Annotated in this window: 15 protein-coding genes and 1 riboswitch; of the genes, 12 read left to right on the top strand and 3 right to left on the bottom strand. The window is 36.2% G+C overall.

The window, feature by feature from the left end; translation table 11 throughout:
* Positions 1-313: 313 nt before the first annotated feature.
* From AMD00_RS20465 to AMD00_RS20425, 10 genes are all read left to right on the top strand, one after another.
* On the top strand, positions 314-1,540 hold the full coding sequence (locus AMD00_RS20465) for a hypothetical protein (RefSeq protein WP_053418851.1): 1,227 nt from the start codon (positions 314-316) through the stop codon (positions 1,538-1,540).
* A 761-nt stretch (positions 1,541-2,301) separates the two neighbouring features.
* Positions 2,302-2,898, top strand: coding sequence for a VanZ family protein (locus tag AMD00_RS20460; RefSeq protein WP_053418850.1), 597 nt, complete (start codon positions 2,302-2,304; stop codon positions 2,896-2,898).
* A 57-nt stretch (positions 2,899-2,955) separates the two neighbouring features.
* Positions 2,956-3,108 (top strand): Fur-regulated basic protein FbpA, encoded by a 153-nt coding sequence (locus tag AMD00_RS23025; protein WP_083446317.1) that lies wholly within the window; start codon positions 2,956-2,958, stop codon positions 3,106-3,108.
* A gap of 215 nt (positions 3,109-3,323) precedes the next feature.
* Positions 3,324-5,144 carry an asparagine synthase (glutamine-hydrolyzing) gene (gene asnB / locus AMD00_RS20455; protein WP_053418849.1) on the top strand — a complete coding sequence of 607 codons (1,821 nt, stop codon included), beginning with the start codon at positions 3,324-3,326 and terminating at the stop codon, positions 5,142-5,144.
* A 95-nt stretch (positions 5,145-5,239) separates the two neighbouring features.
* Entirely contained in the window at positions 5,240-6,172 is a 933-nt protein-coding gene (locus tag AMD00_RS20450; protein ID WP_245639569.1) for a C39 family peptidase, read from the top strand.
* A gap of 130 nt (positions 6,173-6,302) precedes the next feature.
* Positions 6,303-7,523 (top strand): carboxylate--amine ligase, encoded by a 1,221-nt coding sequence (locus AMD00_RS20445; protein ID WP_053418847.1) that lies wholly within the window; start codon positions 6,303-6,305, stop codon positions 7,521-7,523.
* Between the two features lie 3 nt (positions 7,524-7,526).
* On the top strand, positions 7,527-8,228 hold the full coding sequence (gene cuyB / locus AMD00_RS20440) for a cysteate racemase (RefSeq protein WP_053418846.1): 702 nt from the start codon (positions 7,527-7,529) through the stop codon (positions 8,226-8,228).
* Between the two features lie 100 nt (positions 8,229-8,328).
* Positions 8,329-9,474: a DEAD/DEAH box helicase gene (locus tag AMD00_RS20435; RefSeq protein ID WP_053418845.1), complete on the top strand. Its 1,146-nt coding sequence runs from the start codon at positions 8,329-8,331 to the stop codon at positions 9,472-9,474.
* Between the two features lie 2 nt (positions 9,475-9,476).
* Positions 9,477-10,706 (top strand): aminopeptidase, encoded by a 1,230-nt coding sequence (locus tag AMD00_RS20430; protein ID WP_053418844.1) that lies wholly within the window; start codon positions 9,477-9,479, stop codon positions 10,704-10,706.
* Between the two features lie 101 nt (positions 10,707-10,807).
* Entirely contained in the window at positions 10,808-11,029 is a 222-nt protein-coding gene (locus AMD00_RS20425; RefSeq protein ID WP_053418843.1) for a hypothetical protein, read from the top strand.
* A gap of 58 nt (positions 11,030-11,087) precedes the next feature.
* On the opposite strand, the gene AMD00_RS24060 is transcribed toward AMD00_RS20425, so the two are convergent.
* From AMD00_RS24060 to AMD00_RS20415, 3 genes are all read right to left on the bottom strand, one after another.
* On the bottom strand, positions 11,088-11,222 hold the full coding sequence (locus AMD00_RS24060; protein ID WP_245639568.1) for a hypothetical protein: 135 nt from the start codon (positions 11,220-11,222) through the stop codon (positions 11,088-11,090).
* 58 nt (positions 11,223-11,280) lie between these two features.
* A complete protein-coding gene (locus AMD00_RS20420; protein WP_053418842.1) occupies positions 11,281-11,595 on the bottom strand; it encodes a DUF4870 domain-containing protein in 315 nt (104 codons plus the stop codon).
* 69 nt (positions 11,596-11,664) lie between these two features.
* Positions 11,665-12,735 carry a M20 family metallopeptidase gene (locus AMD00_RS20415; RefSeq protein WP_053418841.1) on the bottom strand — a complete coding sequence of 357 codons (1,071 nt, stop codon included), beginning with the start codon at positions 12,733-12,735 and terminating at the stop codon, positions 11,665-11,667.
* A 147-nt stretch (positions 12,736-12,882) separates the two neighbouring features.
* Positions 12,883-12,988: riboswitch (TPP riboswitch) on the top strand.
* Between the two features lie 131 nt (positions 12,989-13,119).
* On the opposite strand from AMD00_RS20415, the gene thiT reads away from it, so the two are divergent.
* Both thiT and map read left to right on the top strand, forming a co-directional pair.
* A complete protein-coding gene (thiT, locus tag AMD00_RS20410) occupies positions 13,120-13,680 on the top strand; it encodes an energy-coupled thiamine transporter ThiT (protein WP_053418840.1) in 561 nt (186 codons plus the stop codon).
* A 204-nt stretch (positions 13,681-13,884) separates the two neighbouring features.
* Positions 13,885-14,637 carry a type I methionyl aminopeptidase gene (gene map, locus AMD00_RS20405; RefSeq protein ID WP_053418839.1) on the top strand — a complete coding sequence of 251 codons (753 nt, stop codon included), beginning with the start codon at positions 13,885-13,887 and terminating at the stop codon, positions 14,635-14,637.
* The last annotated feature ends 23 nt before the right edge of the window (positions 14,638-14,660 follow it).

Here is a 14,660-nt window from a genome sequence, read left to right as displayed (position 1 = left end):
AAAGTTGTCAATAGTATCACCTCCAATCCCTTGGAAGTGACCAACCGTCCAACCTGCACAACTAGTTATTATTATTTTACCAGATAAGGCATTTACGTTCTAATATTTACCCTGAATATATATATAATGGTATAATTTAGGTATATGTGTTTAGTGAACTAATAAATTTATTGTGAAAATAAGTTTCTTTAAAATGGAAAACTTATGATGAGTGGAATTAAATAATGTGAATAAATTTATTACAGACTGTGTTGTGCATGAAGATAGGCTTGAAAAGTACGGAGTAAAAATACTAAAATTGGAGGAATATAAGATGAAAAAAATGTTAGTAACAGCATCTATTGTATTGATGGCTACGCTCCCGGTGACAGCAAGTGCACAGAGCGTTCCAGCCAAGCCAATTCTTAATGGTCAAGGGGTTGCTCAGAATAAAGTGAAAGCTTCTCCGGGGACAATTGGTCAAATTACAAATTACGTAAACGATAAGACTGGGAAATTTATTACTGTAACTGGACATGGGCTTGTTACAACAGATCAAAGTGAAATAATTCTATCTATCACTAAAAGTACTAAAATTATCGATTCCAAAGGAAAAAAAGTGTCTTTTAAAAAAATCATCGAAGACAATAAGACTGTAAAGGCATATTATGATCCTAAAATTACGAAGAGCATTCCAGCGCGAGGAAAAGCACTAAAGCTAGTTGTTCAAGATCAGGATTTTACAGGAATTAATGGCACAATATCTGAAGTGAATGAAAATGGGATTGTTGTAGAAGGTACAGATATCTACACAACACATAAGGATAAGATTGTTTTGCATTTCGCTGATAAAGCGCAGATATTAGACCAAAATGGAAAAGCAATAAAGATAAGTGCTATCAAATCAGGCATGACGGTCAAAGCCTTCTATGGACCAGCTGTTACGATGAGTATTCCGGCTCAATCGACAACGGATTATGTCGTTGTTAACTTGGCAACTGATGAGGTGGTTCAAGAAGACGCTGTAGGTACAAACGGTATTATTACAAATGTAGCAGATAGCAAGTTTACCGTGATTGGGAATTCGATGAAAAAAGGCGGAGTGGATTATGTAATTCTATCGGTGGATGAGAATACGCAAATAGTCAACCAGCTAGGTAAATCATTAACCCTAGAAGCTTTGAAGACTGATGTTCGGGTTGAGGCCTACTACGGTGAAATGATGACCATGATATATCCAGCTCAAACACATGCAGAGAAAATTGTTGTGAAAGAAACGGAACACAATAAAGTTGAAGGCACAATTGTCACATCAAATAGTACGACAAAAGATCAGCTGTATATCAATGTTGGATCTGACCAAATCTCAAACAATGATGTAATTCTGAACATCTCGGAAGACACAAAAGTAATCTCATTACTAGGTGGAGAAACGGTATTGAGAGCAGGTATGAAAATTACGGCATACCATTCCCCGATGATGACGAAATCATTGCCAGGTATCACAAATGCTGAGATTGTGATTGTAACTTTTGATGATAAAGTAGAGGCGCCAAAATAATAGAACATGGCGATTATATAATATAAGGCAATACAATCCATTTATTGAAAATTTATTATCAGAATTGTATAATAGAGTTAGAAAAGCATACCATAACAAGACCGAACGCTGCGAACGTTCAGTCTACTGACTAGACACCGCAGAAAAAGCGGTTGGTTCGAGGTCAGAAATAACCGTCAAACCTTTTGTGGAGGGGACGGTTATTTTTTTGGGATTAAAAAATCAACAAGTAGATAATATAAAATGAAAATAATATTAAACTTACATATTTAATCGAGCATCTCACAGATGCTCGATTTTTTTGGGGAATAAAGTGGTCTAATTGAATAGAGAAAAGAAGGAGAAAACAGCAAATTATTATGGTATATAATTACATTGGCTCATGATGAATGGACTTAATTAATTGAATAGATGAGAGAGAAATAACATATAAAGAAATTGAACGTTTTATAGATGAAAGTATTCAGTTTTTTATAAGGTCAAATCTTACATATCCTTGTCAGTACTGAATTAGTAAAGAAATAAGAGACTATTAAATTTAACGTTTATTACTCACAAGAAAAAGAATAATATGCTATAGTTAAGTTAATTGGGATTGTTTAAATATGGCATTTGTATAAGACGATTCCCCTGTCTTAAGGTGAGTAAATTTATATTAAATTATTTTGATATAAGATTGTAATTGAATTTTAATATTTCCTTGCAACCAAATCCTATATAATTTGTCCTGTTAAATAGAAAGTATGAAATGAGTGAAAAGGTTGTCAGATATACTGTATTACCTACTTGAAATGATCCCTGTTATGCTTGTAGCGATTCCTTTTGTCGTTTATTTACGATTCAAGTCTCGCAAAAGAAAAGGGAATCCTCCGACTAATAGGTGGCATGAAATAGGATTATTGTTCTTTTCTGTGTATGTAATTGGTTTGTTTTATGAAACAATCGTACCTAGAAATGGAATAAGTCTACAGCATTTTCAAATGCGCTTCCAAGAGGATATGATTTTAGGTGTGAATTTAAAGTTGTTCCAAGTATTTAAGGATGTGTATAACGCCATTCATTATTTAGATTTATGGCAGCCTTTTTTCATTAACTTTCTTGGGAATATAGCCATTTTCATGCCAATTGGTTTTTTACTACCACTGCTATGGCGCAAGATGGAGAAGTTTCCTTATGTTTTTATTACAGCGCTGAGTTTATCTATCTTTATCGAAACGATGCAACTACCACAAATGCGTAGTACTGATGTAGACGATCTTTGGTTAAATACATTGGGCGCGATATTAGGTTATCTTGTATACAAAGGGATGAAAAAGGGGATGCCAAGTATCGGGCTAAAATGTAAGCAAATTGTTTAATATTCGAACTTTCGGGTATGGGTAATATAGCAATTTAAGTAAGAAGGGGTTTTTTATATGATTGAACAACGAGAACAATTAGAAGAAAGCAAAAAGATGCATATTATAGATGATTTAATGGCTTTAGGTGTTTTTAAAGTTAATGATCAACAGCTTTATCAAGTATCTATAGAGGAGCTTGTGGAAGAATATCAAAAGCATTGTCAATAAAAGATTGCTACTAGGTGGCAGTCTTTTTCAATTTTGTGAGAAAATAGTATAATAATCGTAGGTTTTAGGCGACAAAATGACTTTATCATCATAGACAAACATTGGAGAAATCGAGAAAATAGCGTATAATTACTATGTAATTTTTTATTATAAAGCAAACTAGTGCATGTTAAAAATATAAGACTGAATGTAACAAGATAGGAGAATTTAGATATATGTGTGGATTTACAGGATTTATAGGTGAGGTTTCAAACCCTGACGTAGTGTTAGAGAATATGATGAACCAAATTATTCACCGTGGACCAGACTCTGCAGGTACTTTTACAGATGATGAAGCTGCACTTGGTTTCCGACGTTTAAGTATTATTGACTTAGAAAATGGTAGCCAACCTTTGTATAATGAAGACCAATCTTTAGTATTAATTTTCAATGGTGAAATTTATAACTATCAAGATATCCGTAAAGACCTAATAGAAAAAGGGCATACATTTACAACTGAAACAGATAGTGAAGTTTTAATTCATGGCTACGAAGAATACGGTACTAAATTAGTAACTAAATTACGTGGTATGTTCGCATTCGTTATTTGGGATCGTAACAAAAAACGAGCATTTGCTGCACGTGATATGTTCGGTATTAAACCTTTTTACTATGCCCATATGAACGGTACTTTAATGTTCGGTTCAGAAATTAAAACCTTCTTGCCACATCCACATTTCGATAAAGTATTAAATGAAAAAGCGTTAAAACCTTATTTAACATTCCAATTCCCAGTGTTAAACGAGACATTCTTTAAAGGTGTTTTCAAATTGCCAGCAGCTCACTATATGACGTACGAAAACGGTAAAGTGACAACTACTCGCTACTGGGAACCAAAATTTAATCCTGAAGAGCGTCCACTTGATGAAATCGTTGAAGAGATCGATAGTGTCGTACGTGACTCAATTAAAGCACACCAAATCTCAGATGTTAAAGTTGGTTCATTCCTATCAAGTGGTGTTGACTCAAGCTATGTAGCATCTGTTTTAAAACCAGATAAAACTTTCACGGTAGGTTTTAGTGCTCAAAACTTCTCTGAAATTGACACTGCAAAAGAGCTATCTAAAGAGCTTGGTATTGAGAATGTCAATGAAGTACTTGATCCAGAGGAATGCTTTAACAAAATCGACGAGATTCAATATATTATGGATGAGCCACATTCAAACCCATCAATCGTACCACTTTACTTCTTAGCAGAGCTTGCACGCAAACATGTAACGGTTGTGTTATCTGGTGAAGGTGCAGATGAATTATTCGGTGGTTACGAAGAGTATGATGAATCAGCATCTATGAAAAAATATAAAAAAGTACCAGGCTTCATCCGTCGTCCTGTATCTGAAGTTGCGAAAATGCTTCCAGAAGTTAGAGGTAAACACTTCTTGATGAAAGGTGGCTTACCAGTAGAGGAAACGTTTATTGGACAAGCGCATATTTTCGAAGAGCAAGAAGCAGCTAATATTTTAACAGCAAAATATAACGATGCACCATCTGTCAAAGATATCGTGATGCCTGTTTATAAAAAAGCAGCGGGCGAAGACGATTTAACGAAAAAACAAATCTTAGACTTAAATTTATGGTTAGTCGACGATATTTTATTAAAAGCAGATAAAATGAGTATGGCGCACTCAATTGAATTGCGCGTACCGTTCTTAGACAAAGAAGTAATGAAAGTGGCTTCGAAAGTGCCATCTCGCTACCGTGTTAATGATGTTGATACGAAATATGCATTCCGTGTAGCTTCTAAACGCGCATTGCCTGAAGCTTGGGCTAACCGTAAAAAAATCGGTTTCCCAGTACCAATTCGTTTATGGATACAAGAAGAAAAATACTTCAACAAGATTAAAGAATCATTTGAATCTCCAGAAGCAGCACAATTCTTTGACCAACAAGCAATTGTTAAATTATTAACAGACCATTATGAAGGTAAAGCGAAAAATCAACGTAAAATCTGGACAATTTATATGTTCTTAGTTTGGTACAAAAAATATTTCAGCTAAAAACAAGCGATAAGTAGAAGGGATCATCAGCATTGGATAAGAGAAGTAAGATGCCAATGAGGCTGCTCCTCTTTTGCTTTGTACTGCTGGTAGCAGTGAGCGGTTGCAATAGTATTTCCACAGCAAAAGAAAAGCAGCAAGATGAGGGCATAAAAGTACTCATTGTTGAATTCGGCAGCCGCACGCCGATACCTGATATGAAAGTGACCGTCCGAGATATGGAGACAAATGAGGATGTAACGACAGCGACTGGAGATATAGAAGGAGAAGCTATCGTTACGGACTTACAGGAGGGGCATCAATATTTGTTTGTCCCTTCATCTATTTACACAGATGATAGTGAGCAAGAAAAAAGTGTCGGTAAAGTTGTGACGATTCAAGAAGATATGGGCTATGTAGTATTGGAGACGTATTTTGAGCGTGAGGAGCAGCAATTAGATGTGCCGATCATAATGCAAAACCCTGAACTACCCCATGGATGTGAAATCACGGCTTTAACTGCAGCACTTAATTATTATGGATTAAATCTGTCAAAAACAGATATGGCTAAAAATTATTTACCAAAACAAGAGATTGTTGATAAAGGGAATAAACGCATAGGTCCTGATCCAGCAAAAGCTTATGCTGGTGATCCCTTTAACAAACTTACAGGTACTTATGTCTTTGCACCAGTTATTGAAAAGGTAGCAAAGAAGATAGCAAAAGATAAGAACGTATCGTTGAAAGTAGAAAATGTAAGTGGTCAAAGTGCAGAGGAAATAATCTCGCTCGTACAAGAGGGAGTACCTGTCGTAGTTTGGGTTACACTTGATCTATCTAAGCCTACTTTTAAAGAGGGCTGGTGGATTAAAGGAACAAATAGAAAACTGGATATGTATCGTAATCTTCATGCTGTTGTTCTAACTGGGCATATGGATGATAAAGTAATTGTGATGGATCCGTTACACGGCTATGTTTCTCACGACGAAACTAGCTTTTTCAAAAGTTATAAGAAACTCGGATCACAAGCTGTTGCAATTTGGAAGTAATCATCACAGGGGATTAACCTCTGTGATTTTTTGATAAGGGTACATAAGTCGTATATGAACATTCAAAAAGAATTTACGAAATATGTTACACTAATGGCAAAACAATAGACTATAAGTGAGATGATATACAATGGCAGAACAACCATTTTTACCAATATTAATCGGATCTGATATGAATGCATATGGAATGGCTCGTTCATTTTATGAAGCATACGGCATTAAACCAATCGTTATCGGTCGTTCACATTTAACTGCAACACAAAATAGTAGTATTCTACACTTTGAACAAGTACCCAATATAAATAAACAAGAAAATTTTGTAGATGAATTGGTGAAAGTTGCAAAGAAATATTCTCATAAAAAATTATTACTACTAGCTTGTGGCGATGATTATGCAAAACTAATTATTAAAAACAAACCAGAGTTAATCAAATATTTCACAGTGCCATATATCGATGAATCATTAATGGATCAAATTTTGTTGAAAGAAAACTTCTACAAGATGTGTGAGAAATATAATTTCAGCTATCCAAAAACTGATACGTGCACGTACGAAACATATGAAAGCTTTGATGTGAAATTTAAATACCCTATTATTATTAAAGCGTCTAACTCAGTTGAATACTGGGCATGTAGCTTCCCAGGGAAGAAAAAAGTATTCGTTGCACATGATGAAGCGGAGAAAACTGCAATATTAAAAGCTATTTATAGCTCAACATATAAAGACCATCTAATTATCCAAGAATTCATCCCTGGTGATGATTCGTATATGCGAGTATTGAACGCTTATGTTGGACAAGATGGTAAAGTGAAATTGATGTCTCTTGGTAATCCAATCCTTGAAGAACATTCACCAGAAGGAATTGGTAGCTATGCAGCTATCATTAACACATATGATAAAGAAATTATGGACCGAGTACGTTTCTTCTTAGAAGATATCGGCTATACAGGCTTTGCTAACTTCGATATGAAGTTTGATTCTCGTGATGGTGAATATAAATTATTCGAAATCAATTTACGTAACGGTCGTAGTAGCTACTACGTAACAGCAAGTGGACATAACTTGATGAAGTATGTAGCAGATGATCGTATGTTAGGTAAAGATTTAGGTTTAACGTATGCGAAAGAAAAGCATTTATGGATGATTATTCCTAAAGGGGTTCTATTCAAATACGCTCAAAATGAGGAACTTAAAGCAGAAGCCAAACGTTTAATCAGAGCGGGTAAAATGACGAATTCGTTATTTTATAAAAAGGATTTTAACATTAAACGTTGGTTTAAATTAACGCTTAACAATTTAAACTACTACCGTAAATACAAAAAATATTTTAATAACAAGGGTTTGTCTTAAGTCATGAATAAAAAAACATTAGGTATTATTGGTGGAGTAGGACCGCTTGCAACAATGCTTGTAGGGGAAATGATTGTCCGCAGAACGAAGGCTTTCACAGATCAGGAACATGTGCACTTCATTATAGATAATGATACGCGTATTCCTGACAGAACAGCTCATATTCTGAATCCATCTGAACCAAGTCCGGTACCTTTAATGGTTGAGGATACGCATAAGCTAGCAACTGCTGGAGCAGAGCTAATTGCAATTCCTTGTAACACAGCACATACATTTTATGATGAGCTACAAGAAAACTCACCAGTACCAGTACTGCATATGATTCGAGAAACAGCTAATAAAGCAAAGCAACTTGGTGCAAAACGCGTTGGAGTATTAGCAACAATTGGTACCCTTACCTCTGGTGTGTATCAACATGCATTGGAAGAGGTTGGATTAGAACCAGTTATTCCAAATGAACAGCTGCAAAAGCAAGTCATGTCTATCATTTATGACTGTGTGAAAGCTGGAAAAACCGTTACACGTAACGAATGGAATATGATTGAAGAAGCGATAAAAGCTGAAGGCTGCGATCGTATAATTTTAGGATGTACTGAGCTATCAATAGTAAATCGTGAGCTTGCTCTTGATGATTCTTATATAGATTCGTTACTTGTACTTGCTGATTGTGCTATTGTTAGTTGTGGATATGAATTACTAGATTAGAGCGCAAAAACCTGTCCTTTCATCTCAATTAAAGGGCAGGTTTTTATATAAAAATTATATTTCACATTATTAAATGTGAATGAGAGAAGGTGGAACAGCAATGTCTTTTTTAACATTATTAAATGAAGATTTACAAAAAAAATGGACTTTTGAACATACAATGCCAATCCAAGATGAAATGATACCAGCATTACTTGAGGGCAAAGACGTCGTTGCAGAATCACCAACAGGAACAGGTAAAACACTTGCGTACCTTTTACCAATTTTACAAACAGTTGATGGTTCTAAAAAAGCGACACAAGCATTAATTATTGCTCCATCACAAGAGTTATGTATGCAAATTGTTGAAGTTACCCGTGCGTGGGTTGCAGGAACGAACATTACAGTTGTGCCATTAATAGGTGGTGCAAATCCACAACGTCAAATTGATAAACTAAAGAAAAAACCAACAATCGTTGTCGGAACACCAGGTCGTCTAAATGAATTAGTAAAAGCAAAAAAACTAAAACTTCATGAACTAACGAAAATTGTCCTTGATGAAGGGGATCAACTTCTAAGTCGTGACTATCGCGTATTAGTTAAATCATTTATCGATGGAGCAAGCCATGGTCGCCAAGTTGCTGTTGTTTCTGCAACAATTACGGAGGAAATCGAGCTAGTTGCTGCACGTATGATGAATGAGCCTGTACGCTTCAAAGTTAGCTTAGATGAAATGCCAAACCAAGGCAAAGTAACGCATTCATTTATGAAAATCGAAGAGAGAAATAAAACAGAAATGTTACGTAAGCTTTCAAATGTAGAAGGATTACGTGGTTTAGCATTTGTAAATAATTTAGATCAATTATTGATGAAAGAAACAAAATTATCATACCGTGCTGCACCAATTGTTGTTTTACACTCAGAAATGAAAAAAGAAGAGCGTAAAAAAGCACTAGATTCGTTCCGTAAAGGCGAAGCACGTGTTTTAATCGCGACAGATGTAGCTGCACGTGGATTAGATATTGAAGGTCTAACACATGTAATACATGTAGATGTACCACATACAATGGAGCAATACTTACATCGTTCAGGCCGTACAGGACGTGCAGGAGCAGATGGTGAAGTATTAACATTACTTGCACACCATGAAGAGCATACGTATCGTAAATGGACTCGTGAGCTGCCATCAAAACCCGTTGAAAAAACGTGGACAGCTGGAAAATTAATTGAAGGAACAACAAAACCTACTGTGAAAAGGGGCAAATAAGAATGACATTCCAGGAGAAATTAGCACAATTTGCTGAGCTTGCTGTAAAAGTAGGCGTTAATATTCAAAAAGGTCAAACACTTCTAATTAACACAACTACAGATACAATTGAGTTTACACGCTTAGTTGTAAAAGAAGCATATGCAGCAGGAGCAGGCCGCGTTACAGTCAATTTCTCTGATGGAGAGATTGACCGCGCTTTTTTTGATAATGCTCCTGAGGATGAATTCGCAAAATACCCTCGTTGGATTAGTGAACAGCGTGACGAACTAATCGAACGAAAAGGTGCCTTATTATGGATTGATGCCGCAGATCCAGATTTATTATCGGGTGTCTCTGTGTCTAAGTTATCTGCACAACAAAAGGCAGCAGGTAAAGCATTAGCGAATTACCGTAATGCTGTTATGAATGATAAAGTTGCATGGGCAATCATTGCCGTTCCGTCGAAGCAATGGGCGGCGAAAGTATTCCCGAATGTAGAAGCAGATAAGCAAGTTGAAGCCTTATGGGAAGCAATTTTCAAAACAGTTCGTATTGGCGAGGGAAATGCTGTTGAAAACTGGCAAGGGCATTTAGAGAATCTAGACACTCGTGCTGCAATACTGAATGCTAAACGCTTTGCAAAACTTCATTACACAGCACCAGGAACTGATTTAACAATCGAATTGCCTGACAAACATATTTGGCAAACTGGTGCTAGTAAAACACCAGAGAATACTTCATTTGTGGCTAATATGCCGACGGAAGAAGTATATACAATGCCATCAAAATATGGAGTAAACGGAACTGTATCAAATACAAAACCTCTAGTCTTCCAAGGTAATATCATTGATGACTTCAAATTAACATTTGAAAATGGCAAAATCGTTAAAGCTGAAGCTGGCGTGGGCAATGATCTATTACAAGAATTGATCAAAGCTGATGAAGGTTCAAAATATCTTGGTGAAGTAGCATTAGTGCCACATGAATCGCCAATCTCTGCTTCAAATATTCTTTACTACAACACATTATTTGATGAAAATGCTTCGAATCATTTAGCTATTGGTGAGGCATATCCAACATGCTACGAAGGTGGAAGTGCGCTATCTCCCGAACAACTAGAAGAGCACGGTATTAATACTTCTATTACACATGAGGATTTCATGATAGGTAGTGCCAACATGAATATCGACGGTGTTTTAGCAGATGGTACAGTAGAACCAATCTTCCGCAATGGTAGTTGGGCATTTTAAATAAATGAGTTAAAACTGGTACGCCTCCTTGATGGGGCGTACCAGTTTTTTTATTGTATAGAAGAATGTAAAGTGGAGGATGTTTAGCTGTAATTTGGAATGTGGGGGGACGTGAATATTCTGCTAAACAACAAACAGGCGAGTTAGCGCAACAAACAACTCGGTTAGCGCAACAAACAGGCGAGTTAGCGCAACAAACAACTCGGTTAGCGCAACAAACAACTCGGTTAGCGCAACAAACAGGCGAGTTAGCGCAACAAACAACTCAGTTAGCGCAACAATCATCTCAGTTAGCGCAACAAATCCCAGAGTTAAAGAAATAATCATAATTCCATAAAAAAACCCCTATGCTTGGATTTATCCGCATAAGAGCAATTAATACTATGGTTTATATCTTGTTGTGGGCGTTTGTTGTGCTTGTGATTTTGCTTTACGAGAATCAATAACTTTAATAACAATAGGATAAATAATTGGCGCTAATTTAATAGCAGTTTTTACTACGTTTCTTACCTTCATTTAGTAGCACTCCATTTCTTATAAGCTAATAATAATTTATTCCCATAGATGCTGCATCTTAAACACGTAGTACACGAACACCTTGGATGATATTCCAAATGATCACTGCTACAGATAGTAGGATTTCTAAAATGATAAACGAGACAATTAAAATAGGCCCTGTACTTATAAAATTATCAGAACCACTGCCATAAACTCCAAAAACGATAAAGAAAATAATGAAACCGATAATGGATGGGATAATGAGTAAAAGATGTGATATGAATGCTCGTTTCGCATGGTTTTTTACACTCGAATCAGCACTGATAAAATAAACAATTACTGGCAAAATAAATCCTGCAAAAAATATACTAAAGTAACATAATGCCGACATTACTCGATTGTTATCCAGCCCAAGCACCTCCATTCATATTATTATTTACGCTAGAAAGCCCAAAAAGATTCAACTCAATACATGTGCCTTTATTATATTTGCGTAACGGTATACAGATGAAATGCTGACATATTCAGCGGGACCATGCCAATCTGCTCCAGTAGGACCGAATTCAATGGCTCCTACGCCATCTGCAGCATAAAATCGAGTATCAGCAGATCCATGTTGTCCAAATAGTGTGGCTTGCTTGTCGCAAATTGCAGCAGTTGTTTTTAATAATGATAAAACAAATGGATCGTCAGCACTTGTTGTAACTGCAGGAGCAATACTGTGAATAATGATTTCAGCTTGGATTTTTTCTTCATCTAGAATTTTTTGAATATCATGTAGAATAACTTCAGCTGATTGTCCTGGAACGTATCGGATATCATAGCGTACATTGCACTGATCTGGAACGACATTAAAACGTTCACCTGCCTGTATTGTAGCCAAATTAATCGATGGAGAATCATAAAATGTATTATGAGCATTTGTTATTGGTGATTCTAACAGTTTTGAGTGGAAATGCATGGCTTGTAAAACAGCATTTAGTCCCTCCCAAGGACGACTACCATGGGATGCTTTACCCTTGAATTGAATTTCGAATTGAAGAATGCCTTTTGCTTGTAAACCAATTTGCAGTTGTGTAGGTTCACCACAAATAACAAATTGACCATTATACCCATTACGAACAAGCCAGCCTGATGTATTTTCACCACCGGTTTCTTCGTCTGTCACCAAGTGAAGTTGAAGGCGTCTAGGCAGCTTGTCAGATGATTTAGATAGCTCTACAAAACTGAACATCATCGCCGCGACTCCGGCCTTCATATCAGCAGCTCCACGCCCGAATAAAAGGTCCCCATCTACAAAGGGGGTATATTGTTCAATTGCTGCTGGTACGACATCGACATGGCCGTTCCAGATAAGACAATCTGCGCCTTGTCCAATTTCAGCTGTTAAAATATCAAGTCCGTTATTTTGATGTAGGTTAACTTCTATACCTTGTTGCTCTAGCCAATTAGCACAAAATTGTAAAGCTTCATTTGCCCCAGTAGGAATATCACTTTTGTGTATTATTAGTTTTTTTAGTAAATCAATCATTTAATTACCACTCCTATAATTAAATTCCATTTCGTTTATTATATACGTTTTTGAAAGAGATCTGTCATTCATTTCAGAGTAATCTATTGAAATAAAAGAATTGTTTGAGTACAATAGGGGTGTTCTACAATTACAATTAAATGATGTATTTACCACAAGGGGAGCCGAAATGGTCGGCTGAGAGTGAACCCAAAGTTCTAACCCTTTGAACCTGTAAGTTAATGCTTGCGTAGGAATGTGGATAGAAACCGACATATAACCGATGTCAGGACCTGTCCTGATGTCGGTTTTTTATTTCTAAGTTTTACTATCTAGAGCCCATTACAAAAGGGATACGTTTAGGTCTTGTGTGTTCTACATCAGAACTACGGGAGGATATTTATTTTGGATAAAAAGAAATTGTTGTTTTTAATTGAGATTGCAATTTTTTCCGCAATCGGTTTAATTTTAGATCAGCTGTCATTTAAGCTGTGGGCTCAAGGCGGCTCTATTAGCCTCGTTATGGTACCAATTGTATTAATGGCGTTCCGATGGGGTGTATCAGGTGGTTTGATTACCGGTTTTTTAATTGGATTATTGCAAGTGGCGATGGGCGCTTCAATTTTTACACCGATTCAAGGATTTATCGATTACTTTATAGCATTTACTGTAGTCGGACTTGCTGGAGTGGTGAGACATCTAGTGTTTGCTGCAAGTAAGCAATTAAACAAAAAAGCAATGACTTTGTACATTGTGCTAGGTACAACACTTGGTGGTTTGCTGAGATACATTGCTCATACTACAGCAGGGATTGTCTTCTTTGGCGAATATGCAGGAGATCAAAATGTATATTTGTATTCTATAATTTATAATGGTACGTATATGTTGCCAGCTACTATACTAACAGCAGTTGTAGCTGTACTTTTATTTACATCAGCACCTCGTTTATTACAACAACAAAATTGATAAAAAAGAGGATTCCTTATAGATGGAATCCTCTTTTAGCACTTTCAGTAACGTATTTTCATATGTTTAATATAAGAACTAAACAAAATTATTCTAAATATATAGACATTTGAAATAGCAAGATACTCGGTTTTCATGTTCTTCATTTCGCAAAAAAAGTGTTATAGTAGAGAGTAGACATATGAGAAGAAGGGATCGTATAAAATGATAGCTATAACTCAAGAGGATATTGCAGGATTAAAAAAAGCTGGACGTGTGATGGCCCAAATTCGTGAAGCGATGAAGGCAGCAACAAAACCAGGAATTACAACTAAAGAATTAGATGAAATTGGTGGCCGTTTATTTGAAGAAAATGGAGCCGTTTCAGGACCTAAAAGTGAATATGATTTCCCCGGATATACATGCATAAGTGTGAACGAACAAGTTGCACACGGCATTCCAGGGAACCTTACTCTAAAAGAGGGAGACCTTATTAATATCGACGTTTCTGGTCATGTTGATGGCTATTTTGCAGATACTGGCGTGTCATTTGTTGTTGGTGGTGGATCTTACCCAGAAATCGACAAACTTTGTCAAGTTGCAGAAAGTGCATTTGATCGTGCGATGACAAAAGTAAAACCAGGTGCTCGTTTAAACCAAATTGGTAAAGCGGTTGAACGTGAAGCAAAAGCAAACGGTCTAGCGGTTATTATGAACTTAACAGGTCATGGCATTGGCCGTTCACTTCATGAAGATCCACAACATGTATTAAATTATTTTGATGCATGGGATCGCACAATTTTAAAAGAAGGTATGGTTTTAGCTGTTGAACCGTTCATCTCTCAAAAAGCAGAACATATCGTTGAATCAGGTGATGGTTGGACATTTATAACGCCTGACAAATCACTAGTTGCACAATATGAACATACAATCATCGTAACAGATGGTGAACCAATTATTACAACTAAATTAGACTAAAATATTGAAAAGCCTCCCTTGAA

This window comes from Viridibacillus arvi (assembly GCF_001274945.1).
In the GTDB taxonomy this organism is placed as follows: domain Bacteria; phylum Bacillota; class Bacilli; order Bacillales_A; family Planococcaceae; genus Viridibacillus; species Viridibacillus arvi.
This window is presented reverse-complemented; position numbering and strand designations above follow the sequence as displayed.